Annotated in this window: 22 protein-coding genes, 2 tRNA genes and 1 pseudogene; 17 read left to right on the plus strand and 8 right to left on the minus strand. The window is 26.4% G+C overall.

What is annotated here, in order from left to right; translation table 11 throughout:
• Positions 1–199: 199 nt before the first annotated feature.
• The 9 genes and pseudogenes from EPJ79_RS00005 (at position 200) to rlmB (ending at position 9,084) form a co-directional block, all read left to right on the plus strand.
• Positions 200–448: an antitoxin gene (locus EPJ79_RS00005; protein ID WP_147737956.1), complete on the plus strand. Its 249-nt coding sequence runs from the start codon at positions 200–202 to the stop codon at positions 446–448.
• The gene (gene vapC / locus EPJ79_RS00010) at positions 445–846 is read left to right on the plus strand and encodes a type II toxin-antitoxin system tRNA(fMet)-specific endonuclease VapC (RefSeq protein WP_147737957.1); all 402 of its coding nucleotides are present in this window, start codon (positions 445–447) and stop codon (positions 844–846) included. The genes EPJ79_RS00005 and vapC overlap by 4 nt, the downstream gene beginning before the upstream one ends.
• 24 nt (positions 847–870) lie before the next feature.
• Positions 871–2,628: a radical SAM family protein gene (locus EPJ79_RS00015; RefSeq protein WP_147737958.1), complete on the plus strand. Its 1,758-nt coding sequence runs from the start codon at positions 871–873 to the stop codon at positions 2,626–2,628.
• A 10-nt stretch (positions 2,629–2,638) separates the two neighbouring features.
• The gene (locus EPJ79_RS00020) at positions 2,639–3,340 is read left to right on the plus strand and encodes a hypothetical protein (RefSeq protein WP_147737959.1); all 702 of its coding nucleotides are present in this window, start codon (positions 2,639–2,641) and stop codon (positions 3,338–3,340) included.
• Positions 3,319–3,780: pseudogene (locus tag EPJ79_RS11455) on the plus strand (FkbM family methyltransferase); the annotation flags it as partial. The gene EPJ79_RS00020 and the pseudogene EPJ79_RS11455, both read left to right, overlap by 22 nt.
• Positions 3,781–3,800: 20 nt before the next feature.
• Complete coding sequence (locus EPJ79_RS00030) at positions 3,801–5,102, plus strand: radical SAM protein (RefSeq protein WP_147737961.1); 1,302 nt, start codon at positions 3,801–3,803, stop codon at positions 5,100–5,102.
• Positions 5,103–5,257: 155 nt separating this feature from the next.
• The gene (locus tag EPJ79_RS00035) at positions 5,258–6,376 is read left to right on the plus strand and encodes a glycosyltransferase family 4 protein (protein ID WP_147737962.1); all 1,119 of its coding nucleotides are present in this window, start codon (positions 5,258–5,260) and stop codon (positions 6,374–6,376) included.
• A 68-nt stretch (positions 6,377–6,444) separates the two neighbouring features.
• Entirely contained in the window at positions 6,445–8,322 is a 1,878-nt protein-coding gene (locus EPJ79_RS00040; RefSeq protein WP_147737963.1) for an AMP-dependent synthetase/ligase, read from the plus strand.
• Positions 8,323–8,370: 48 nt separating this feature from the next.
• Entirely contained in the window at positions 8,371–9,084 is a 714-nt protein-coding gene (gene rlmB / locus EPJ79_RS00045) for a 23S rRNA (guanosine(2251)-2'-O)-methyltransferase RlmB (protein WP_147737964.1), read from the plus strand.
• Here the strand turns inward: rlmB and dnaE are convergent.
• Positions 9,081–12,731, minus strand: coding sequence for a DNA polymerase III subunit alpha (gene dnaE / locus EPJ79_RS00050; RefSeq protein WP_147737965.1), 3,651 nt, complete (start codon positions 12,729–12,731; stop codon positions 9,081–9,083). The genes rlmB and dnaE overlap by 4 nt on opposite strands.
• Before the next feature lie 270 nt (positions 12,732–13,001).
• On the opposite strand from dnaE, the gene EPJ79_RS00055 reads away from it, so the two are divergent.
• The 5 genes from EPJ79_RS00055 (at position 13,002) to EPJ79_RS00075 (ending at position 17,306) form a co-directional block, all read left to right on the plus strand.
• Entirely contained in the window at positions 13,002–13,502 is a 501-nt protein-coding gene (locus EPJ79_RS00055) for a chemotaxis protein CheX (RefSeq protein WP_147718438.1), read from the plus strand.
• A 23-nt stretch (positions 13,503–13,525) separates the two neighbouring features.
• Positions 13,526–14,248, plus strand: coding sequence for a peptidoglycan recognition protein family protein (locus EPJ79_RS00060; RefSeq protein ID WP_147737966.1), 723 nt, complete (start codon positions 13,526–13,528; stop codon positions 14,246–14,248).
• Positions 14,220–15,596 carry a hemolysin family protein gene (locus EPJ79_RS00065; protein ID WP_147737314.1) on the plus strand — a complete coding sequence of 459 codons (1,377 nt, stop codon included), beginning with the start codon at positions 14,220–14,222 and terminating at the stop codon, positions 15,594–15,596. The genes EPJ79_RS00060 and EPJ79_RS00065 overlap by 29 nt, the downstream gene beginning before the upstream one ends.
• Positions 15,596–16,717: a CapA family protein gene (locus EPJ79_RS00070; protein WP_244289035.1), complete on the plus strand. Its 1,122-nt coding sequence runs from the start codon at positions 15,596–15,598 to the stop codon at positions 16,715–16,717. Before EPJ79_RS00065 ends, EPJ79_RS00070 begins: the two co-directional genes overlap by 1 nt.
• Positions 16,718–16,931: 214 nt before the next feature.
• Positions 16,932–17,306, plus strand: a complete 375-nt coding sequence (locus tag EPJ79_RS00075; RefSeq protein WP_147544462.1) for a hypothetical protein — start codon at positions 16,932–16,934, stop codon at positions 17,304–17,306.
• A gap of 155 nt (positions 17,307–17,461) precedes the next feature.
• Here EPJ79_RS00075 and EPJ79_RS00080 read toward each other — a convergent pair whose 3' ends face one another.
• The 5 genes from EPJ79_RS00080 to EPJ79_RS00100 form a co-directional block, all read right to left on the minus strand.
• Complete coding sequence (locus EPJ79_RS00080) at positions 17,462–18,367, minus strand: glycosyltransferase family 2 protein (RefSeq protein ID WP_147737968.1); 906 nt, start codon at positions 18,365–18,367, stop codon at positions 17,462–17,464.
• Positions 18,364–20,394: a hypothetical protein gene (locus tag EPJ79_RS00085; RefSeq protein WP_147737969.1), complete on the minus strand. Its 2,031-nt coding sequence runs from the start codon at positions 20,392–20,394 to the stop codon at positions 18,364–18,366. Before EPJ79_RS00085 ends, EPJ79_RS00080 begins: the two co-directional genes overlap by 4 nt.
• A 346-nt stretch (positions 20,395–20,740) precedes the next feature.
• Complete coding sequence (locus EPJ79_RS00090) at positions 20,741–21,082, minus strand: ankyrin repeat domain-containing protein (RefSeq protein WP_147530605.1); 342 nt, start codon at positions 21,080–21,082, stop codon at positions 20,741–20,743.
• Between the two features lie 98 nt (positions 21,083–21,180).
• Positions 21,181–21,254, minus strand: a tRNA-Ala gene (locus EPJ79_RS00095).
• Positions 21,255–21,275: 21 nt separating this feature from the next.
• Positions 21,276–21,350: transfer RNA gene (locus EPJ79_RS00100), tRNA-Ile, on the minus strand.
• A gap of 107 nt (positions 21,351–21,457) precedes the next feature.
• On the opposite strand from EPJ79_RS00100, the gene EPJ79_RS00105 reads away from it, so the two are divergent.
• Positions 21,458–22,006 (plus strand): SRPBCC family protein, encoded by a 549-nt coding sequence (locus EPJ79_RS00105; RefSeq protein ID WP_147546920.1) that lies wholly within the window; start codon positions 21,458–21,460, stop codon positions 22,004–22,006.
• A gap of 3 nt (positions 22,007–22,009) precedes the next feature.
• Positions 22,010–22,975 carry a DUF2156 domain-containing protein gene (locus EPJ79_RS00110; protein ID WP_021958204.1) on the plus strand — a complete coding sequence of 322 codons (966 nt, stop codon included), beginning with the start codon at positions 22,010–22,012 and terminating at the stop codon, positions 22,973–22,975.
• 28 nt (positions 22,976–23,003) lie between these two features.
• On the opposite strand, the gene EPJ79_RS00115 is transcribed toward EPJ79_RS00110, so the two are convergent.
• Together EPJ79_RS00115 and trmD are read right to left on the minus strand one after the other, a co-directional pair.
• Positions 23,004–24,158: an iron-containing alcohol dehydrogenase gene (locus EPJ79_RS00115; RefSeq protein WP_147737970.1), complete on the minus strand. Its 1,155-nt coding sequence runs from the start codon at positions 24,156–24,158 to the stop codon at positions 23,004–23,006.
• Between the two features lie 309 nt (positions 24,159–24,467).
• On the minus strand, positions 24,468–25,196 hold the full coding sequence (gene trmD / locus EPJ79_RS00120) for a tRNA (guanosine(37)-N1)-methyltransferase TrmD (protein WP_147737971.1): 729 nt from the start codon (positions 25,194–25,196) through the stop codon (positions 24,468–24,470).
• Positions 25,197–25,299: 103 nt separating this feature from the next.
• Here trmD and EPJ79_RS00125 point away from each other — a divergent pair, with 103 nt between their 5' ends.
• Positions 25,300–26,673, plus strand: a complete 1,374-nt coding sequence (locus EPJ79_RS00125) for an MATE family efflux transporter (protein WP_147737972.1) — start codon at positions 25,300–25,302, stop codon at positions 26,671–26,673.
• Positions 26,674–26,719: the final 46 nt, after the last annotated feature.

The raw sequence follows: 26,719 nt of genomic DNA on the forward strand, positions 1-26,719 counted from the left end.
AAGAAAAAGACGATATAAATTCTATAAAATTAATTATAGATAAATATTTATCTAAAAATTTTAATAAAAATGAAATTATATTTGATAACAAAATGAGGGAAATTATAAAAAATTTTATTAAAGTTTAGGAGTAATTTAATATTGACTTATAAATCTAAAAGTATATACTAACTAATATATATTTAATTAAGGAATTAACATGTTTCAAAAAGCTAAAATTTTTAATAACGGACATTCTCAAGCCGTTCGTTTGCCAAAAGAATTTCGTTTTGAAAGCAAAGAGGTTATTATTCGCAAAGTTGAAAATGGAGTTTTGCTTATGTCGCAAGATAAAAATATATGGAAAAATTGGTTTGATAATTTGGAGGAATTTTCAGAAGATTTTGCGAAAGTTTTAGATAGCAGAGAAATTAATCAAAATAATCAAAAACGAGAGGATTTATTTTGAAAAAATTAATGCTTGACACTAATATTTGTATTTACATTATTAAAAATAAACCGTTAAATGTTAGAAAAAAATTAGAAAGTTATAATTTTGGCGAAATTGCAATATCGAGTATTACAGTTTCCGAGCTTTATTACGGAGCTTATAAAAGTTCTAAACAAGAGCAAAATTTATTAAGTTTGAATAATTTTTTATCTCCGTTTAATATTATAGAATTTGATATAGAATGCGCTTTAGCTTATGGAAAAATAAGAGCGGAACTTGAAAATAAAGGACAAATAATAGGTTATATGGATATGCTTATCGCTTCTTGTTCGCTTGCAAAAGATTTCACGCTTATTACAAACAATATAAAAGAATTTAAGCGTATAAAAGGTTTAAGAGTAGAAAATTGGATTTAATATTTTAAATTAAGGAAATTATAAATGAATAAAATAATAAATTTTAGTATAGACGATTGCATAGAAATATTTAGAGATATAACGATTAATAATTATAATTCTTTATTTGAAAGCGATTATTTTTCTTTTTTCAAAGAATTGCATGATAAATATAACGCGAAAATAAGTTTATATTCGTTTGTAGAATATAAAGGATTTAATATAAAAAACGCAACCGATAAATTTAAAAAAGAATTTATAAATAATTGCAATTGGTTAAAAATTGGATTTCATGGTTTTAATGAAAACAGCAGATATAACGACAAAGAAAATATTAAAAAAGATTATAAGCTATTTCTTAAATATGTTAAAAGATTTGCAGGCAATTTAAATATTATTGATAATTTTGTTAGGCTTCATTATTTTTCTGGCAATTTGGAAAATATGATTAAAATAAAAAAATTTGGAATAAAAGGGCTTCTCACAGCGGATGACGATAGAGATAATTATTATCTAAAAAAGAATGAAAATATTTTTCTTAATAAACATAATATTTACAAAGATATTAAAAATGAAATATTTTTTATTAAAACTAATTTAAGAATCGAGAAAATTGAAAATATAAATGAAACCTTAAAAACAATCGACATAAATAATAATATAATAATGTTTACGCATGAGCAATATTTGAATGATAAAAATATAAGAGATAAAATAATCGATATATACGAATATTCTAAAGAAACTCATAAACCCGATTTTATTAATTTTGTAGAGGATGAATTTAAAGATATAAAACTTGATAAAATAAAAAAGTTTATAGATTGTTATATACCGATTACAACATGCAATTTTAGATGTCCTTATTGTTATATAACTCAAAATAATAGATGGAATGACGCTTTGCCAGAATTTAAATATTCGGCTAAAGATGTGAGAAAAGCTTTATCTAAAGAGCGTTTGGGAGGAACTTGTTTATTGAATATGTGCGGCGGTGGAGAGACTTTGCTTCCTCCGTATATTATAGAGCTTTTGAAAGAATTGCTTGAAGAAGGACATTATATTTGGGTTATAACAAACGGTTCTTTAAACAAAAGATTTGAAGAGATTTCTCAATTTCCAAAGAATTTGCTTTATCGTTTGGCTTTTAAATTTTCATTTCATTATCTTGAATTAAAAAGATTAAACAAATTGGAAGATTATGTAAAAAATATAAAATTGATGCAAGATTCGGGAGCGTCATTCAGCATAGAAATAACTCCTTATGACGAATTGATAGAATATATTGACGAGATTAAAGAATTTAGTTTAAAAAATTTTGGAGCTTTGCCTCATATAACCGTTGCAAGAGAAGATAATACCGATAATAAAAAAATATTAACTAAATTATCAAAACAAGAATATAATAAGGTTTGGTCTCAATTTAATTCAAAAATGTTTAGCTTTAAATTAAGCACTTTTTTAGTGAAGAGAAAAGAATATTGTTATGCGGGAAAATGGTCTTATATTTTAGATATTGGGAAAGGAGTTTTAAGACAATGTTATAGCAATAATCTGCAACAAAATATATTTGAAAATATGAAACCTATAAAAATAAAATCGGTTGGTAGAAAATGTTTAGAGCCTCATTGTTATAATTCTCATGCATTTTTAACTTGGGGCGATATACCTCGATTAAAAGCTCCATACTATTATGAAATGCGAAACAGAATTCAATCTGACGAAAAAGAATGGTTAAATCCGTATATGAAAGAATTTTGTAGTCATAAATTGAAAGAAAATAATAATAAATTTAATTTTTAAGGAGAAAAAGATGGATAAAAAAACAATAGACAATATAGTTTGGTGGATACCTTTTAAAAAATTGAGAAATTCAATAAGAAATCGTTTATATAATAGTCAAAATAAAAATTTATTTTTTAAGAGAATAAATAATATATTTAATCTATGTAAACTATATAATTTAAATATTGAAAATTTTAACGATGTAAATTTAAAGCCGATATTAAATAACGACATATTTGATAATAAAAATTTTAATAATATGACGATAAACGATTTAATACAATATATAAAAGACGCGTTTGATATTGAAAAATTAGAGGAATCATATTATTTATTGGAAGACGAATATAGTAAAAATATGTTTGTATCTCAAATTATAGTAAGAGCCTCTAAATATGACGGACTATCTTTAATTTTATATTATAGCAATTCTTGGAAATATTATGACGATTTATGTTTAGCTAAAACCGATAAAACAATTGAAATTAATAATTCAAAATTATATTTATATGATTTATCTAAATTATCTTTTTCTAAAGATATAAAATTATATTATACTCAAAGACAATTATTTGAAACTTACTTTTTAGAACAATATAGATATAAAAATAAGGTTATGGTTGAAAAAGACGACTATATTATAGACGGGGGGGGTGCTATGGCGATACGGCGTTATATTTTTCTTATCTTTCTGGCGAAAAAGGAAGAGTATTTTCATTTGAGTTTGTAGAAAATAATATTGAAATATTTAATACAAATCTAAAATTAAATACTCAATTAAAAGATAGAATAAAGTTAATAGAAAATCCGCTTTATAACATTTCAAATGCCGATTTATTCATTAGCGATGAAGGACCTTCTTCAAGAATAAACAAAGACGGAGATAATATTTATAAATCTATAAGTATAGACGATTTTGTAATATCAAATAACATTGAAAAGATAGATTTCATTAAATTGGATATAGAAGGAGCTGAATTAGAGGCTTTAAAAGGCGCTAAAGAAACTATTGTAAAATATAAACCTAAACTCGCTATATGTTTATATCATCAAAATAGCGATTTTTATAATATTCCCATATATTTAAAGAGTATAGTTCCAGAATATAAATTTTATTTTGACCATTTCACTTTAAATACTTGGAGCAGCATTTTATTTTGTAAAATATAAAAAATTAAGGAGAAATTATTATGAATAAAAATATAAAATTTCATGGAAACTTAAAAACAAATGATATGATAATACATTGGTTGCCTACAAATTATTGCAATTATAATTGTTCTTATTGTATCACTCATGCGCCGATAGTAAATAAAAATATATCTTTTACGGATTTATCCATATTAAAAAATTGCGCTGATAAAATTTTTTCTATTAATAAAGATAAATATACTTTTGTTTTTTCAGGCGGAGAGCCTACAATATATCCTTATTTTATAGATTTGGCGGAATATTTATCAAAAAATAAAAATACTCATATATATTTATTTTCAAACGGACATAAAAATAAAGATTATTTCTCTAAATTATTTTCAATAAATAATTTTAATTTCAATTTTTCAGTTCATTTGGAATATGCCAACATATCGCATATTAAAGAATTAATAAAATTAGCCAATACTTATAACAAATATATAATGGTTTCATTAATGATGAATCCAGATAAAAAAGAAAAATATGAATTATTCTTTGACGAATTATTAGAATATAGAAAGTATTATTATTTTGGAATTGATTTGGCAATTATTCATAATAATGAAAAAATAGATAAAATTTATAATAAAGATGAGATTAATTGGTTTAATAACTCTATCTTGAAATTAAAAAATGTAGAGGAAATGTTTAAATATACAAGCGATATTCCAGATTTTTTTCAAGATATAAATACAAGATATATTTTTGAAGACGATAAAATAATTTATCTGCCTCATAGAGTAAGTATAATTGAAAATATGAAAAATTTTGAAAATTATTTCTGTGTTCAAGGTATAAATTCTATGTCGATTAATCATAATGGAGATTATAAAGGTTCTGAATGTTCTATATCTCCGCTTATTGGAAATATATATTATGACGATATAGATTATTTAAAATTAATAAAGCCGATAAAATGCTCAATAAATGATTGCAATTGCAGAATTAATAATTATAGCCCAAAATTCAAATATCAAAAAGAATGTTATAATTTTACTCAAATAAATACTCCAAAAATAATACCTTCATTTTACTTATACAATGAAGTATGTAACTTAAAGAATCAATTAAACGATTTAAATAATAAAATGAATAAAATTATAGATTCTATTGTTTGGTTTATACCCGTTAAAAAGTTGAGAGATAATTTTAGAAATAAATTTAAAACTGCAGAGCAGAGCAGAGCAGAGCAGAGCAGAGCAGAGCAGAGCAGAGCAGAGCAGAGCAGAGCAGAGCAGAGCAGAGCAGAGCAGAGCAGAGCAGTAATGTTTGAATATGCTTATCGAAAAACGGCATAAAATGTATATTTATTATCGGAATAATTATAAAATATATTAATATCTTAAATACTATCAGGTTTACAAATCTTACAAGCTTCATATCTTTTATAAAAATTTTAAAACATAAATAATAAATACTTGTAAGTTTTATAAAATATATTATTATAAAATTTATGAATATAAAAAAAATTGCCATATTGCATCCAACTTTCGGTTATAACGGAGGAGCTGAAAATGTTATTCTTTCAACCGCTCAAAGTTTACATAATCTTAATATTGAAACAGATATTTATACTTACAAATTAAGAGATAACGCTCCTGATTTTATAAAACAATTCAAAACGGATATATATTTAAATCCGATTATTTTTAATAAAACTGCAAAATATTTGGCAAATAATTTAATAAATTACGATGCGATTCTTATTCATAATTTTCCCGCGACTATTTTTTACGGACTTGCCTATAATGAAGCTAAAAAAAATAATAAAAAATTGCCTAAAAGTTTTTGGTATTGCCATGAGCCGAGCGTTCGACTTTACGGAAGCGATGATAAAAGTTATAATAAACTTCAAAAGACTTGGGATATTATCGCAAGATGGACGATGCGGTTGGATAAACTCGGCGTTGAAAAAATAGATTATATAATGGCAAATAGCGAAAGAACAAAAAATGCAATTAAAAGAGTTTATAATAGAGAGGCAAAAGTTATCTATCCTTGTATTACTCAAAATAATATAATGCCTATAAATTTGTCCGAATATTTTATTTATATTGGAAGAATAGAGAAACCTAAAAATTTGGAAAATGCAATAATATCTTTCAAAAAATTAATTGAAAAAATAGACGATAAAGATTTAAAATTTATCATCGCAGGCAAAGGCAGACATGAAAAAAAATTAAGAAATCTCTCAAAAAAAATTGGAATAGAAAAAAATATAATATTTAAAGGCTATGTTTCGGACGAAGAAAAAAAAGATTTATTAAATAAAAGTTACGCTCTAATTATGCCAGCTATAAACGAACCTTTTGGATTAACCGTAATAGAAGCGCTTTATTCTTCTTGCATTTCAATAATATCGAATCTTTCGGGCGTCTATGAAGTCGCAAAAGATTATGCAATTTCCTGCGATATGAAAGATATTGATTCTCTTACAAATGCAATGCTTGAAGTTTATAAAAATAAGAATATAAAAAAAGAATTAATAGAATCCTCAAAAAAAATACTTAATAACTTTACGCAATCTAAATATACGGAAAATTTATTAGAATACATAAAAAACCGCTTGTAATATTTACAATTTATAGTTATAATTAACTATATTAATTATGACTATTTATTATTTAAGGATATGTATTTATGTTAGAATATACTTCAATACCAAGCGCTTATTTTGAAACGGCAATGAAAATGCCTCAAAGTCCAGCTTATAGATATAGAGATAATAACGGAGATAAAATTACAATTACATATAAAGAATTGTATGATAAAATAAACGCTATTGCTAAAGCTTTTGAAATTAAAGGATTTGCTTCAAAAAATGTGGCAATATTTTCTGAAAATAGAATAGAATGGTTTATATGCGATATGGCGCTTTTATCTTTAGGTTCTGTCGATGTTCCGAGAGGAGACGATTCTACTTCGGAAGAATTAAATTATATTATAGAACATAGCGAATCAAAAGCGGTATTGGTTGAAAATAAATATGTTTTCGAGAAAATAAAAAAACATCATAATGATTTGTCTTTAATAGTTTTTTTAGATAACTCAATGCATAATCCCGATAAAAATATATATTCTTTCGATAAATTTTTAGAATTAGGAAAAGAAGGTTTAAATGGAAAAGAAGATTTTGCAATAAATAAGTCTAAAAAATTAAATAACGAAAATATTGCAACGATTATATATACTTCGGGAACTACGGGAAAGCCAAAAGGAGTTGTTTTAACGCATGGAAATATATTGCATAATGTTAGAGTTTTGCCCGATATAATAAGATTAAAAAGCGGAGATAAATTTTTAAGCATACTTCCAATTTGGCATATATACGAAAGAACAATATCTTATGTAACGGCGATAACGGGATGTTTTACTGCGATAACAAATAAAAGAGATTTAAAAATAGATTTTACGGAAGAAAAACCCGATATATTTATTTCCGTTCCTGCGATTTGGATTAATATATATAATACCGTGATGAAAAATATTGACAGAAAAGGTTTTATCTCAAGAGTATTCGCTAAAACTTTAATAAAAGGTTCTATTCGATATACGAGAAATTTAAGATATCAAAATAATTTAATTTATATAATAGGAGATGAAACAAAAGAAGAGAAAATAAAATATTATCAAATAGGAATATTCGATTATATTTTTCATAAATTGGCTCAAAAAATAATTTATAAAAAAATTATAGAATTAACGGGAGGAAGATTAAGGTTAACTATATCGGGAGGCGGCGCTTTGCCAATGTATATTGAAGATTTTGTAGAAGCTGCGGGAATTAATTTAGTCGTAGGTTGGGGAATAACCGAAACTGCGCCCGTTGTCACTTTAAGGTCGCCTTATAAAAATTATAGAGGAACTTGCGGAACTCCGATACCTGAAGTAACAATAGAGATAAGAGATAAAAGAGGCGAAGTTTGTAAGGACGGAGTTATGGGAGTTTGTTATATAAAAGGTCCTAATGTATTTAAAGAATATTATAAAGATAAAGAATTAACCGAAACCGCAAAGAAAGACGATTTTTTTGATTCGGGAGATTTAGGAACTTATACTAAAGAAGGCGAAATTGTTTTAACGGGAAGAGCGAAAGAGACGATTGTTCTTTTAACGGGAGAGAATGTAGAGCCGCAACCAATAGAAAATAAAGCGATGGAATCAAAATATATCTCTCAAATAATGCTTATAGGACAAGATAAATCTTCAACGGGAGCTATAATAGTAATTAATTCGGAAAACATAAAAGAATATTTTGAAAAACATAAAATTAATTATGATAATTCTAATGATTTATGCAATTCTACTGAAGTAAATAAATTAATAAAATCGGATTTAAAAAGATTGATTAATTCTAAAAACGGATTTAGACCTTATGAAATAATTTCAAAAATTATTATAACCGATAAAGAGTTTAGTATTGAAAACGGGCTTTTAACTCAATCATTAAAAATGAAAAGATTTAATATTATGAAAAAATATGAAGAAGAAATAGAAAAACTATATCAAAAAAATTAATTCTTGTTATAATTTATCATAATCTTATTTTTAATAAAAAGAGAAAATATGTTTATAACTTCAAAAAACGCAATAACCGAAGCGATTACAAAAGATTTGGTAAAAATTTTATATGTTAAATTTCCTTTATCTAAAAGAGAAAAAGAAATAATAAAAATAGCGGAAAGAAAAAAAATTAAAATAAAAATTGTAGATAAAAAAGAAATGGAATCTATAATTGGAAAAGTTTATTCTATCGCAGCAGATATTGAAGAAAATGCAGAAATCGGAATAGATTATTTTTTATACAACGCTTTGAATAAAAAAAATAATCCGTTAATATTTATATTAGATTCTATAACCGATGTTCATAATTTAGGCGCTATAATAAGAAACGCTTATTTTTTCGATTTAGCTGGAATAATAATTCCTAAAGACAATTCGGCTAAAATAAACGAAAAAGTTTATGAAGTATCTCAAGGAGCAGCTTATCATTTGCCTATTTGTATAGAAACAAATTTAAATAGAATTTTGGATAAAATGAAAGATAAAGGTTTTTGGATATATTATGCAAGCGAAAAAGGAGATATACATTTAGAAAATTTTAAATTCGACTTGCCAACCGCAATTATATTAGGAAACGAACATAAAGGAGTTAGAGAAACAATAAAAAATAATTCTGACGGAAGTATTGTTATAAATTCTTTAAGCGATTTTGATTCTTTAAATGTGTCCGCAGCTTCCGCTATAATTGGCTACGCTTATTCAATATTTCAAAATTAAGCGTATTCTATTTCTATTAAAGACCTTAAAGAACTTTTAGCTTCGTTAAAAAATCTCGCGTTTGGCTCGACTTTATAATTTTCGCCTATTTTAAATATTTCCATTCCGCTTTCGGATTTTAATTTTAAGAAAATCGTATAATCTCCAGGATTGCTTGAAATTGCATTTTGAAGACATAATAAATCCATATCGTCAAAAATATTTTTATTCATATAAAGAGATAATTGTTTTTTATCAGAATTGGAATTTTTAATAAAATTATTATTTGCTTCTTTCGTTTTTATCTCTTTATTCTTAAAATGACTTTCAGAATCTTTATTTTCAACTTTAATTGATTTTGTTTTAGCTATATTTTCAAAATCGTTTGTTTTTACGGTTCTTTTAACTTCTTTTAGATTTTTATTTTCTAAATAAGAATCAAGTTCTTTTATTTCGATTATATTATTATATATTCTATCGTTGAATCTACTTTTTTCTCTTCTGCCTTTAATTAATACTGCCATCTCTTCATTTAAAATATCTCTATATTTGTCTGTTTGATTTTTATCTGTAATATAGAAAACAGATTCCGTAAATAAATCTATTACATTTAAAGTAAGCATAGGCGTATTTTTTTTAGTCATATATTCTCCCACTTTTATTATAACGGCGGGAATTGAAAATTCGTATCTATCTTTTAATTTGTCTAATTCCAAAAGATTATTAAAATATTTATAATCTATTCTATTTATATATCTTGTAAAAGGATGATATCTTAAAGAAAATCCTAAAACCTCTTTTTCATTTTCCATAAGTATGCTATTTGAATATTCAAGCATATTTTCAATCGTAAGAGAAGCGATTCCCGTATCTTCCGAAGAAACAGAATCAAAAAGCATAGTTTGTCCCGCTAAAGTATCTCTTTGATAATTTGAAGCGTATCCCATTATAGAGTCTAAAGACGATAATAAAGAATTTTCCGTATGTCCAAACTCTGAAAAAGCTCCGCATTTAATTAATGTTTCATATACTCTTCTATTAACTAAACGAACATCTACTCTTTTAGCAAAATCCTCTAATGATTTATATTCTCCGTTTCTCTCTCTCTCTTCTTCTATAGCTAAAGCCGCTTGATAACCAACTCCTTTAACCGCATGCAAACCGTAAACTATTTTTCCGTCTTTTTGAGAAAATAAAGCTTTGCTTTCGGATATTGAAGCTGTGATTATTCCTATACTTTTTTGTTTAATTTCATTTAAATATGAAGAAATTTTTTCAACATCTTCTATTGTAGTGTTAAGTAGCGCTACATAATATTCCATAGGATAATGCGCTTTAATATAAGCTTCTTGATATGCGACTAAAGCGTAACATACAGAGTGCGATTTATTAAAACCGTATTCTGCAAAACCTTTCATAGTATCGAATAAATATTTTAATAATTCTTTATCGTATCCTTTTTTAAGTCCGCCTTCTATAAATTTTGTTTCCATAGAATTCATTTTTTCGACTATTTTTTTACCCATAGCCTTTCTTAAATCATCCGCTTCCGCAGCCGTAAATCCGCCTATAACTCTGCTTATAGCCATAATCTGCTCTTGATATATAAGAACTCCCTGACTTTCTTGAAGTATAGGTTTCAAATCGGGATGTTTATAAACTATATTTTTTCTTTTATTTTTTCTGTCGGCATAATCTTTATCCATTCCCGAATTTAAAGGACCAGGACGAAATAAAGCCACGCTTGAAACCAAATCTGCAAATTCCGTAGGTTTAATATTTAAAAGCATATGCCTCATACCCGAACTTTCAAACTGAAATATTCCCGCTGTGTCGGCTTTTCTAAATATTTTATAAACCTCCTGGTCGTCAAAAGGAATTTTATCAATATCTATTTCTATTCCGTATCTATTTTTTATATCCGCTACGGCGTCTTTTATGAGTCTTAAATTTTTAATCCCCAAAAAGTCCATTTTAATGAGTCCCGCATTTTCAACATAATTCATTTCATATTGGCAAGCTCTCGTTTTAGTTTTAGAATCCTGATAAATCGGAACGCAATCCATAATCGCTTTACTCGAAATAATAACTCCTGCCGCATGAAGTCCGACATTTCTAATTAAACCATCCAATCTAACGGCTATATCATACATATTTTTTAATTCTCTATTAGAATCTATCTCTCTTCTAAAATCCGCGCATTCGGGGTCGTCATACACATCGGCAAGCCTAATATTATTTGGTATATTTTTTGCAAGTTTGTCGGATAAACTTAATTCAAATCCCATTACTCTGCAAACATCTCTTATAACAGAACGCCCGCCTAAAGTTCCGAAAGTGGCTATTTGAGCTACATTATCGTTTCCGTATTTTTCTTTAACATATTCTATTACTAAATCCCTTTTATCGTCTTGAAAGTCTACATCTATATCGGGCATACTCTTTCTTTCAGGATTTAAAAATCTTTCAAAAAGCAAATCATAATCTAAAGGATTAACTTTCGTAATTCCGATAGAAAAAGCCACTATAGAACCAGCGGCGCTTCCTCTTCCAGGTCCTACTGCAATATCGTTATTTCTTGCATAATTTATAAAGTCTTGAACTATAAGAAAATAGCCTTCAAAACCCATTTTTGATATTACGGCTAATTCCATCTCGAGTCTTTCTAAAGCTTCTTTTGGAATTTCATTATTATAATATTTATTAAGTCCTTCAAGGCATAACTTTTTTAAAACGGTAGTTTCCGTCTCGCCTTTTGGAATATCATAAGACGGCATATAATAATTTTTAGTCATTATATTTAAATCTTTGCACTGCTCTGCGATTTTAACCGTATTCTCAAAAGCTTTGGGAAGTTTAGCGAAAGATTTCATCATCTCTTCTTCGCTTTTTAAATGAAAATCATTGCTTGGGAATTTATATCTTCTTGCATCGCTTAATTTTCCGTTTGTCTGTATGGCAAGAAGTATTTCATGAGCCTTTGCATCCTCTTTTAATACATAATGGACATCGTTTGTAATAACCATTTCTATATTGTGATTTTTTGCCAATTTATATAATTCGCTGTTAAGATGTTTTTCTTCGGGAATTCCATGGTCTTGAAGTTCTAAATAAAAATCTTCTCCAAATATAGATTTATAATATTCGGCTAATTGAGAAGCTTGTTTATTATCTCCTTTTCTTATTGCTATAGGAATTTCGCCTCCCATACAGGCGCTTAAACATATTAAACCTTTATGATATTTTTCAATTAATTGATGGTCTACTCTAGGTCTATAATAAAATCCTTCTGTATATCCATGCGTTACCAATTTACATAAATTATCGTATCCTTCTTTATCTTTAGCAAGTGCAATTAAATGCATAGCGCTCTTTTCTTCAGAACCTTCAACTTTTTTATCGAATCTAGTTTTTGGTGCTACATATAATTCGCAGCCTATAATTGGAATTATGCCTTTATCTTTCGCTTCTGAAAAGAATTCCATAACGCCAAACATATTTCCATGGTCGGTTATTGCTATTGCGGGCATATTCAATTCTTTAGCTCTGTCTATTAAACCTGGAATAAGCATTTTCTTTTTATCTCTTTTTGAATATAACGATTTTATACGAGACGCTCCGTCAAGTATTGAATATTGCGTATGAACATGTAAATGAACAAATGACATAAAAACCCCTTTTTAGTTATTTATATTTTATACTGAATTATGTTAAATAGCAAGTTTAAAATATATTATTGTTAGTTAATTATCTTAAATACACTATATTCATTTACGGTATTTTTATAGATAAAATTAATATAGTTTATATAAAACAAATTATTAAATTTTTAATTCATAATAAAAATATTGAAAAAATAAAAAAAATTGTTATAATATAAATAGATATTACGATACTATTAATATTATCATAAAAAGTAAGAGAGAAGGAAATAATATATGACTACAAATACCATAAAATTTATGGATGTGAGATTTATAAATCCTTTCATAGTTTCTTTAGTTTCAATATTTAAAGAAATGGCGGGAATAACTATGGAAAAAGGAACTTTAGTAAAAGGACAGGGAAGAAAACTCTTTTCAGGTTATGGCGTAGCTATAGGAATAGTAGGAGATGTAAACGGACAGGTTTTATACGAATTCCCAGAAAATTTTTCACAACTTCTAACGGAAAATCTTACCGAAAAAAAGCGTTCAGAATACGATTCTGAAGAAGAATTTGAAGATATGATGAGAAGCGTTATTAATGAAATAGGAAATACTATAAGCGGACTTGCAATAACAAAATTATCGGAAGAAGGAATAAGTTGCGATATTACTCCTCCTATATTATATTTCGGAAAAGAGATTCAAATTATACCGAAAAATCTAAAAACTATTATTATTCCTTTTCAATCAAATATAGGATTCGTCAGCGTTAATATAGCGATGGATATTTAATTTATAAATAATTTTTTTATTAAATGAAAAACATCGTTCTTTGCTTATTTATATCTATATCTATAGATTTAATCGCTTGTAATAATGATAAAAATGAAATAAACGAAAATATTTCAAATTCGGAAAAATCAAAACTTAAAGAATTAGAAATAAATAATAAATACAAAATAGAACCAAACGATTTGAGATTAAATTTATTAAGAGAATATACAAAAAAACATTATGGAGAAGCTTGTGTATATTTAAATAATCCTCAAATAATAGTGATTCATTCTACAGAAATAGAAAATCTTGAAATAGTTGTTAATATATTTAAAAACGATTTATTGATTGGCAGAACGGATATTGAGCTTGGAGGCGAAGTTAATGTTGGAACACATTTTATAATTGACACAAATGGAGAGATATATTCAAATACGCCTTTAGATTATATAGCGAGACATACGATTGGTTTTAATTATACGGCTATAAGCGTAGAAAATATAGGATTTGCAGACAATTTAACCGAAGAACAATTTAATTCAAATATTAAACTAATTAAATATTTAAAAAATAAATATAATAGTATAAAATATATTATCGGGCATTATGAATATAATAATAATTCTTTACCGCATTTTAATTTATATAAAGAATTGGATATTAATTATATTCATACAATAAAAATTGACCCTGGAACAAATTTTATGAATAGAATTAGGAATAAATTATATAATTATGGAAATTCTGATAATTTATTTAATTGAAATATTAATTATAATGATTTTTATAATGCTTTCCGCTCTTTTTTCGGGAAGCGAAACGGCATACACAACTATAGACGAAGTGACTTTAATGCGTCTTGTAAGAGAGAAAAAAATTAAAGAAGAAGACATGAAATATTGGGCTAAATCAAGCTCAATGATACCGACATTACTCGTTGGAAACAATATAGTCAATATTACGGCAAGTTCTATCGCTACTGTTTTAGCCATAAGAATAGCTCAAGCTCTGCCAAATTTTTCTGAAAATATTATGGTTACAATATCAACCGCTACTATAACCGTTCTTATTATAATATTCGGAGAAATTCTACCAAAAGTATTAATGAGAGTAAACGCCGAAAAAACTATTCCTTATCTTTTATATTTTATGAAAATATGCCATTTGATTTTTAAGCCGATAACTTTTTTAATGGATAAAATAACTACTTTTATAATGAATTATTTAGTTCCAAAAAAATTGAGAAATCCTGAAAAAAGAAGCGCTCTTGCAAGTATGGACGATATTGCCACAATAATAGATATGGGACATAAAGAAGGAATTATTAAAGAATCGACTCATGAATTATTAACGGGAGTAATTGATTTTAGAAGTAAAACCGTAGAAGATATAATGACGCCAAGAGTAGATATGGTTTGCATAGAAGCTGAAACCGATATAAACGATATAATTCAACTTACTGTAGAAACGGGACTTTCAAGATTTCCCGTATATGAAGAGACTATAGACCATATAATCGGAATATTTCATACTCGCTCGTTATTTAAAGATTATTTAAAATCGAATAAAAATACAAAAACAAAAAATAAAGCGATTGATTATATAATGCTTCCTTATTTTATTCCCGAAACAAAAACTATAAGCAGTTTATTTAACGATATGCAAAAAAAGAAATTGCAAATGGCTATAACGATTGACGAATACGGCGGAACTTCAGGGCTTGTAACTATGGAAGATATAGTAGAAGAGATTATGGGCGATATAGAAGACGAAAGCGATAAAAAAGAAGAAGATTTAATTAAATTTAAAGGCAAAAGAATAATAGTAAACGGCACGGCTTCAATAGAAGATATTAACGAAGTTTTAAATTGGAATATTGAAGAACATGAAGAATATCAAACTATAGCGGGTTATGTTATTGACAAATTAGACCATATTCCCGAAACTAACGAAAGATTAATATTAAACGGTTATAGAATAAGAATAATGAAAATTGAAGACAGAAGAATAATAGAAATGGAATTTACGCCTATAAAAAATATAAGAATTATTGAAACAAACGAAGAAGAAATTAAAAACATAGCAAACGAAAACAAAGAGGATAATATATAGTGAAGTTTAAATATATATTATTAATTTTATTTATAATATCTTTATTTAATTCATGCGATAAAAATAATATTTCTAAAAAAGAAGAAGTTAAATCTGCAAAGCTCGTTTTTGTAGGCGATATAATGACTCATCCAAATATAGTAAAATCGTTTGAAAATAAAGATATTCTTTTTGATTTGAAAGATTATTTAAAAGGCGATATTGTATTTGCAAATTTAGAATTTACTGTCGATACAAATAAACCGCCAATGCCTTATCCTGAATTTAACGGTTCAATAGAATATTTAAGATATTTTTTTAATTATTTTAATTTATTTTCTGTGGCAAATAATCATGCATACGACCAAGGAGCGCAAGCCGAAGCCGAAACTATAGCTGAAATTGAAAGAAATAATAAATTAATAATTGGAGGCTCTACGAATAGTAAAGATATAAAACCTTTGATAACCAATATTAATAATATTCCGATTTTTCTATCCGCTTATACAATGCTTGATAACGGAATAAGTTATAGAAGCAATGAAAACGGATATTTTTATTTTATGAATTTTTTTCCTAAAAAAGAAGATTTAATTGAAAAAATAAAAGACGATTTAAAATTAGCGACTAATAACGAATTAAAAATTATATCTCTTCATTTTGGTTTGGAATATACTACAAAACCCGAAGAAAAAACTATAGAAATTGCAAGAGATTTAATAGAAAACGGAGTCGATATAATAATAGGACATCATCCTCATGTTCCAAGATGTTCTGAAATATACGAAGGAACAAATCATAAAGGAATAATAATATATTCGCTTGGAAATTTTATATCGAGCCATAAAGGACGATTCCCATATTTGGACATTGGAACGATTTTATCTTTGGAAATAAAAGAAAATAAAGAAATTAATTTTGAATTTATGCCGACTTATTACGCTTTCTTTTATAAAAATAAATTAAGTAAAAATGATTTTGATTTTATAATTAAACCGATAAAAGAAAATCCCGATATTGAAATGCCGAAACTCAAAACAAATTATATTTATAGCAATTACGATACAAACGCGATAAAAAACGGTTATAAATTGATAAATGAATTTTATAGTAATTTGACGAATAATAATATTTCATTATGACGCTTTATTAAAATTATCTATTTTGTAAAATATTAAAATCATCTGTTGAATAATTTTTTATAATATAATTAGTAATGCCTTTAAAATAAGTTATTCATAAGATATAACTACAATAACATTTTTGAAGTATTCTACTAATTTTATAATTCTATATATTGACTTTTTTATTAAGAAAATATAAATTAAATTATAATTAAAATTAAGGATAGATATAATGGCAAAAGTGACAACTGAAGAAGAGCTTACAAATGCTATAAAAAATAATGAAGATACTATAGAAATAGAAGGCGACCTTTCTAAAAAAGCAATTAGAATTAAAGCCACAGGAAAAGTTGCATGGGTTGTAGCTATAGCGTCAACTATCGTAGCCGTAATAGGTATTTTACTTATTACAACTTCTGGCGGCAAAAATTTAATAGCATTAGGCTCTGGAACTGGAGCGGTATCTACTCTTGGAAGCAATACGACTATAGGCGCAATTATTATAATCATAGCTATAGCAGGCGCTGGAATTGGAATTCTTAATAAATTGCGTAAATACAGAATAGAAAAAGTTTCAGAAAAACACATTATTTTGCATAAAAAATAATTTATTTATAACTTTAATATTGAAAGATTACAATAAATTATTTGATAATCCTCAATATATTTTATCAAAATACTAAAAAATCAAAAGACAACTATTAATCTATAACTTTATCGCTGAAACTCTTAACAATTCTCAAATAGCAACTCTCGTCTATATCACTTAATCGAATTATATTTAAATCTTCTATTCTCGCTTAAAACTTTGCTTATAGCCTTCATTAAAAGCCCGATTGAAAAAGACAAAGCGGATAATATTATCAAACATATAGTTAATATCGCTGTCGGAAATCGCTCAACTTTTAAAGTTTCAAAATATTCTATCGTTATTCCTATTCCTAAAAATAATCCAATCCCTAAAAATATTAAACTTATCGTATTAAAAAATAATAAAGGTTTTTCGGTAATTAATAAATAAATTATAGTGAAAAGTATTATAAATCCGTCCTTAAAAGTATTTAATTTTGAATGCGAACCTTCTGGACGCTTTATATATTTCGCTGAAACTTCGTCTATAGGCAAACGCATTTGCAAAGCGTATATTGTAAGCTCCGTTTCTATTTCAAAGCCTCTCGAATTTGCGGGAAAACTTTTAACAAATCTTTTTGAAAATATTCTATAACCGCTTAACATATCGTTAAATTTCTTTCCGAAAAGAAAATTAGCAAATCCCGTAAGCATCATATTTCCAAAAGAATGTCCTTTTCTGTGAACGGTTTCATCGACAACTTCTCGAGATATATTAAGCATATCTAATTTATTTTCCGTAAAGTAATTAATAAAATTATTTATTTCGCTTAAATCGTATTGCATATCTGCATCAACCATAATATAAATATCTGAATCAATATCAGCGAACGCTCTTCTAATAACCTCGCCTTTTCCTTGATAAGAAACTTTATTTACTATCGCTCCCGTTTCTTTTGCAATATTATAAGAATTGTCAGAACTGTTATTATCGAAAACATATATTTCGCATTTTGGACAATATTTTTGAATATCGCAAATAACTTGTTTAATTGTAAGCTCTTCATTATAGCAAGGAATAATAGCGGCTATTTTCATTTTTTCTCTCCTCGCAATTCTTTAATAAAAGTAAAAAACGATATTAGAGATATTATTGATATTGGATAAACGGGATAAATATATCTAATATCTACTACGGGAGTAAATGAAACTACAATAAATATTGTAGCAATTGAAGAAAAAGAAACAGAGAACGAATAAATTAAAAGATTTGAATCAAATATTCTTTTTATAAAAATTAAAATAAAATTAATTATAAATATTATAAACGATATAATAACGGGAAATATTATAGGAATATGAACCATCCTATTAAAAAGAAAATTATATATTTTTTCTCTTAATGGCGTGAAAGCAATTTTTTGCTCGTTGCTATTAAATCTATTGATTATAGATATATATGCGTTGTTAAATCCAATATCTAATCTTTGTATAGTATCGGAATTCATTAACCACCAACTTTTTTTATTTTTTATACAAAATTCTATAAAAAATCTATTAATATGTTTAATGTAGTTTATAGGATATTTAAAAATATATTTTATCCATACCTTTTTTAAATCGGACGATTTTATATTACTATTTTCAAATGGTTTATCTTTTGCCCAACCTGTAGAAAAATTATCAGCATTTAATGGATTGTCGTTATATGTTTTCTTTACATCTTCAAAAGTTTTACCATCTTCATACCATTCGTTTGGTATTAAAGAATCGTCATTCGCTGGAACAGAACAACCCGCTATTTGAAGTAAGAATAAATGGTTTGAGGCATAATTACTATAAATTCCCCATATATGTGGGAATACTTTTACAATTCCGATTAAAATAATTGCCCATAACAACATTAGTATAACAAATGATTTTACATACTCTTTTATATTTTTTATTTGATTTGTTTTAAGGCATAAATAAGTAATTAAAATAAAAATAGGATAAATAGTAACGATAAAATTATGTCGCCATAAAAGCCCAAATAATAATATAATAGCGGTAAATATTTTCATGAATAATCTTATATATCTATTATTTATTGGTATTGATAATTGAAAAAATATTAAAGAATATAATAACCAAATAAACATTGAAGCTGTTGAATCTTTTACTTGAGAAAAATTTATAAAATATATATCTTTAATAAAAATTAATAAATAAATCAGAAGAACTTTTTTAGTTTTAAATCTATGATATAAAGAAATTATAATAAGAGCTAATCCTAAATAGAATAGAAATAAATTAATAAAAAATAAATAATAAGAATGAACTCCAAATATTTTATATAAAAAACGTAAAGTCAACGATATAATAACAGGATGCCAATTACTATAAGTATTTGCTATAGCTTTTACGATAATAGCATAGTTGTCCGAGAATTGAAAATATCCAGGAAATCCGAGCCAAAATTGAAATATAAATAATATTAATACAATAATACAATTTATAATAATAAATATTTTTTCATTTACGCTTAAAGGATTAAAATATTCTTTTTTACCTATAATCTCTTTATAAAAATTTAAAAAATTTCCAAATGCATAATATATAAAAAATTTAATAATTAATATAAATATTAATATTACGCATATAATACTAATTAAATTATTTTTTACTTTCAAAATATAATTAATATTATCAATTTTTTCTTCACTAATCTCTTTTTTATCAGATATAAAATTACCATAAGGACTTCCTTTATATTCCATTTCCGCATTTTCCATATAATCAGGCAAATTAGATAAATCAGGATAAACTCCATAAACATCACTATTTCTAAAAACTTTATCATAATAACGAATTCTAAAATGATGGACATAATTTGTAATATTTTCATTTGTAAGCAAATAATTTTTTATATTTTCTTCATCCAATTTTCCATCAACGGTAAAATCTTCTATAATATTTTCTAAATCATATAAATTTAACATTCTTTCAATATTCAAATTAAAATCGGTTAAATAACCAACTCTATTTTTTGAGCCTAAAATTTGTAAAACTATTAAAGCGATAGAAATAATAATCACAAACGGAATATAAATTTTTAGAAATAAATTCTTATTTTTAGATATCATAGAGTTATCTCCTTAAAAGTTAATTTTTGTGAACGCAATAGAAAGCGTTTAAATGTTTCAAATAATTCTTTAGTTTTGCAATGAAAAAATCGCCGAAAAAATTTATAATACGGCGTTAGTGTAGTGTAGTGTAGTGTAGTGTAGTGTAGTGTAGTGTAGTGTAGTGTAGTGTAGTGTAGTGTAGTGTAGTGTAGTGTAGTGTAGTGTAGTGTAGTGACAAACTAAACATATAAAATTCCTACTAATTTTTAATGAATAAATTATAACATATTAATAAAAAATGTCAATAGAAAAATTAATTTATTTATGATAAAAAATTAAAATTTTGCTTAAATTATTTTATTTATTATTCCAACAATTTAATTATATTTCTATGATTTCTCTGTCTCGCATAAAATAAAGCGTTATTTCCATGCTTATTTACTATCGATTTATCGGCATCCGAATTTAATAATAAAGCCACAACTTTTGTATGTCCTTCCATAGCCGCCAAAATTAAAGCGGTATTTCCAACATCGTCTTGAATATTAATATCAATATTTTTTTCTAATATTTTTTCAACGATATCGTCATCTCCGAAAATTGAAGCGTCTAAAAGAGTTTCTTCGTCTTGATTTAACGCGTAAATTGAATTCGTCTTAAAAATAAATAAAGAAAGAATTATAAAAACATATAATAAAAACTTCATGAATTTTCTCCCGTATAATATTTAATTTATAATAAATATCGTAAAAAATAAAACGATTCTTAAAATATTTTTTAATACTTTAGGAATCGTTTTTAATTTGGAGGTTATGGGGATCGAACCCACGACCTACTGCTTGCAAAACAGCCGCTCTCCCAAACTGAGCTAAACCCCCGAAGCTATAAAAGAATCTGTGTGGGTCTGGGAGGAATTGAACCACCGACCTTTCGATTATCAGTCGAACGCTCTAAACCATCTGAGCTACAGACCCTTTTATTTAATTTTTTATAAGGTATAATATAACATATTTTAAAAAAAATAGCAAGCGTATTAAAAGTAAAAAATGCCTTAAAATAGGCTTAAAAAACAAGGAAAATAATGTTTTATATAATTCCCGTATTTATACTTATGCCTTTAATATTGATGGGTTTAATGATTTTTCTTCCGTTTATTATAGGAAAAAGAATTCCGCCGTCTTTTACAAAAGAAAAAACTAAAATTCTTAATATTTCTAAAGACGAATTATACAAACTTTTAACGAATTATGAGAATTATCCTTTATGGATAAAATATTTATATCAAGTAAAAACTGAAAAAACGGACAGCGGAAAATTAAAAATAATGCAAACTTATAAAAACAGAAAAGTCTATCAAGAATTAATTGAAGTTCGCCGAATAGAAAATAATAAAATATCCGAATTATCTATAGTAAAAGTGGAAGTCGAAGGAACTACTTTATGGACTTATATACTTGAAGATATAGGAGATAATAAAACTAAAATGACTATAAAAGAAACGATGTATATTTATCACCCATATTTAAGATTTATGTTAAAATATATACTTAAAGACGAAAACGCTAAAGGCGAATTTTTTAGAAATATAAAAAGATTTATTAAGAAAAATAATAAAAATAAGAGAGGATAATTAATGCTAAAATTTGAACCTATAACATTAGAAAAACAAGAATTATATCATAAATATTTTTCAATTACTCCAACTCAATCTGCAGATTATACATTTATAAATTTATTTGGGCTTAAAGATATTTATATGCTCGAATGGGCTTTTACAAAAGAGCTTGTTTGGATAAGACAATGTTCGCCTTACACTCTTTATTGGGCGCCCGTTGGCGATTGGTTTAATCATGATTTTGGAAAAGAAAAAGATTTATGCGATATGATAGGAGAGAAAGAAAGCATAATAAGAATTCCAAAAGAGCTTGCGACATATTGGGAAAATAAAATAAATATAAAAATAAAAGAAAATAGAGACGAATGGGAATATTTATACGATTATAACGAATTAATGAATTTGAGCGGAAGAAAATTCCATAATAAAAAAAATCTTTATAATCAATTTATTAAAAATAATTTTGAATACAAACCGATAGACAGAAGCATGGTTAAAGAAATATTTGAATTTGAAAATAAATGGGAAGAGGATGAAATGAAAAAAAGTTTTTTAGAGATTCAATCAAACGAATACAATAAAAGCGAAGACTACGAAGCTTTTGACGGTTATAAATTATTAATGCATGAGATAAGAGCGGAAGCGGATATTATTATGATAAAAACTCTTTTCGATTATTGGAATGAAATAAATAATATAGTTGGCGGAGCGATTTATATAGACGGTAAAGTAGTAGCTTATAGCATTGGAGATTTGAGTTTAAGAGATACTTTAGTAGTTCATTCGGAAAGAGGAGATAGAGATTATAAAGGAAGCTATCAGGCTATAAATAAATTATTTTTAGAAAATAATAAAGACGAAAGATTTAAATTCGTAAATAGAGAGCAGGATGTCGGCGATATTGGACTTAGAAAAGCTAAATTATCTTATAATCCGATTGGATATATAGAAAAATATAACGGATTTTGTTTAAAAAATAATTAAATAAATTATATTAATTTTAAAATATATTTTATTTATAAGATTTTTCTAATACTAATAATATATCTTCATCGCTAAAATTATGCGGGTCGTTTTCGTATAATCCGCTTGTAAATTTAGAGTTTTGCGCTATCTCGGGTAAATCTTCTTTTTTTACTCCATAATCCGAAAGTTTAATATCGTCTACTTTGCAAGCTTTTTGAAGTTCAAGTAAAGCGTCAACAAAATCCATAGGTTTTGAAGCGTCTTTTTTACCTAAAGCTTTTGCCATATTTATCATTTTTTCATCGCAATCATGAGATTCTGCAAGTAAAGTATAATAAGCTTTACTTATTGCAATTAATCCCGCTCCATGCGCAAGTTTAGGATAATATGCGCTTAAGCTATGCTCTATTGAATGTTCGGCTGTACAATCGGAAATACTTTGCACTATTCCCGATAGAGTGCTTGCCATAGCTACATTTTCTCTCGCTTCGTTATCGTTTCCATTTTCAACGGCTTTCGCTAAACTTTTGCCTATAAGTTCCATTGATTTTAAAGCTAATAAATCGCTCATTTCATTTGCAGGTTTGCCAATATATCCTTCGGAGCTATGAAATAAAGCGTCAAATCCTTGATAAGCGGTTAATTTTGGCGGAATAGTTTTCATAAGTTCGGGGTCGACTATTGATAAATAAGGAAATGTTTTATAATGTCCGAAACCTACTTTTTCCTTTCCGTTTGTTATAACAAGCCATGGATTTACTTCTGTTCCTGTTCCCGCCGTAGTCGCTATTGCTATAATTGGAAGCGGTTCGTTTAAGACTGCTTTCTTTTTTCCTGTTCCTCTCGATACATAATCCCAATAATCGCCTTCGTTTGTAGACATAATAGCGATTGATTTTGCAGAGTCTATACTGCTTCCTCCTCCAATTCCTATAAGAAAATCGCATTTCTCTTTTTTAACTATATCAGAGGCTTCCATTACATGTTCTTTTATAGGATTTGGAATTATTTTATCAAATAAAACATAAGATATATTTGCTTTATTAAGTTGTTCTTCAAGCATTTTTAAATAACCTAATTCTTTTATAATTGCTTCGGTTACTATTAAAGCTTTTTTGCCAGGAAATTTTTGTTTATGCAAATTATTTAAACTTCCTCTGCCAAATATAAGTTTGCTTGGCATATAAAAATTAAAATTCATTTTCATCTCCCTAAAATTAAATTAAAAAAAAATTAACAATTAAAATTTGAAAAAATTATAATTTACTTAATGATTTGTTGCAAGCAATTATATTTGTAATTACATGGATTTGAAAAATCATAGATAATACAAAATTAATAAAATTCATCTATTAATGAAACCAAATTTTAAAATAGAATTTTCATTAGAGTTTTTTTATTTCGTCTATAGTTAAACCTATTATTTCGCTTATAAGGTTAATATCAATTTTTTAGATTTTATTAATTTTACCATAGAAATTTATTCGTTAATTATACATTTTATGAATTTTTACTCTTTATTTATAAGATAATCAAATATAGCATTCAAATCTTTTTTGGAAAGTTTAATATTTGAAAACATATCTGCTCTGTTTTTAAAAGTTTTTATCAAGCCCGACATTCTTCTATATTCTTCAATATTTTTATGATTGCCCGACATTAAAATATTTGGGACTTCCATATTGTCAATTTTTTCAGGTCTAGTATATTGACTATATTCTAAAAGCCCCGCCGAGTTTTCTTCAAAAGTATCGTTATAAACAGATTCTTTATTATTCAAAGTGTCTTTATATCTTGCGATTGCATCTATAAGTAAAAGCGCGGGAATTTCTCCTCCGCTTAAAACATAATCTCCAACGCTTATAGTTTCGTCAGCATATTTTTTTTCAACTCTATAATCTATTCCTTCATAATGTCCGAGTATCATCGTTATATGTTTTTTTTTAGAAAGCTCTTTTATTTTTTTTTGATTCAAAACTTTTCCCGAAGGCGAAAAAATTATAGTATAGCCTTTATTATTATTTTCAAAATATTTTTTAAATATATTATAAGTCATAATCATACCAGGTCCGCCGCCATAAGGATAATCATCGCATCTTTTATAATTGCCTTCTCCAAAATCTCGCATATTAACTATATTCAAATTTATTTTTTTATTTTTTATAGCGTTATTTATAATTCCAATCGAAATAGGGCTTTTGTAAAAAGTAGGAAATAAAGTAAGAATATCTATAAGCATTAATTTACCTAAAATATATTTATTTTTTATTATATAGCAATAATAAAGAAAATAAAATATAATAAATTAATCTATAATAATTTTTATTTAAGGAGAAAATCTTATTAATAATAATGTAACTTCCAATCCTCTATATTACGAGAAAATCCATAAACTTCTTTTTAAATATGCGACTCCAAGCATTATTTCGCTTTTGGTAGCGTCTCTTTATAATATAGTAGACCAAATTTTTATCGGAAGAGGAATAGGAATTAACGGAAACGCCGCTACAAATGTGGCTTTTCCTCTAACGACTATATGCGTATCTATTTCTTTATTTTTAGGTTTGGGCGGAGCTTCAATTTATAGCATTTCTTTAGGACAAGGAAATAAGAAAAAAGCGGCGGATATGATAGGAAACACAATAGTTCTTGCAATCGTATTCAGCTTGATATTTTCAATAGTAGTTAGAGTTTTCGTTAAAAAATTTATGATTATGTTCGGGGCGACTCAAGAAGTTTTGCAATACGCTATAGATTATACGAGCATAACTTCGATTGGTTTTATTCCTTTCGTATTTTCTACGGTTATGAGCCATATAATAAGAGCGGATGGAAGTCCAAAATATTCTATGTTTTCTGTATTAATTGGAGCTGCGGTTAATATAATATTAGACCCGATTTTTATATTTAAATTTAATATGGGAATATCGGGAGCGGCGCTTGCCACTATAATAGGACAATTTATTTCATTTTTTATAACTTTAAGATATGTTTTTAAATTTAAGAATATCACTTTTAATAGATATAGTTTTAATTTATATTCGGAAAATGTTTTTAAAATATTTTCGCTTGGAGCTTCGGGCGGAATAAATCAATTTTCTATGATGATTGTTCAAATAACTATGAATAATGTATTAAGTTATTATGGAGCGCTTTCAATATACGGAGGCAATATTCCTTTGGCAGTTTCGGGAATAATAGCAAAAATAAATATGCTTATAATGGCTTTTATAATAGGAAGCGGACAAGGAAGTCAACCGATAATAGGATTTAATTACGGAGCTAAAAATTACGACAGAGTAATAGAAACCTATAAATTGACTGTTAGCATAACTACAATAGTAGCTTTAATATCTTTTTTAATATTTCAAATATTTCCACGCCAAGTTGTTTCAATATTTGGAGACGGAAGCGAATTATATTTTCAATTTGCAGAAAGATATATGAGAGTTTATATGGCTCTTATGATAGTTAATGGAATTCAGCCCGTATCGGGAACTTTTTTTACTTCGATAGGCAAGGCATTTAAAGGAGCTTTCATAGCTATGACGAGACAATTATTATTTTTACTTCCGCTTATTATAATACTTCCAAGAATATTTGGAATTGACGGAATAATGTATGCAGGACCGATAGCGGACGGAATCGCTTTAATCGTCACAATAATTTTTGTAAGTTTAGAAATAAAGAAAATTAAAAAATTAAAATCCGCTTAAAAATTTATTATAACTATTTTCAAATAATTAAAAATATAAAATTTGA

Source organism: Brachyspira aalborgi, from assembly GCF_008016455.1.
GTDB classification, from domain to species: domain Bacteria; phylum Spirochaetota; class Brachyspiria; order Brachyspirales; family Brachyspiraceae; genus Brachyspira; species Brachyspira aalborgi.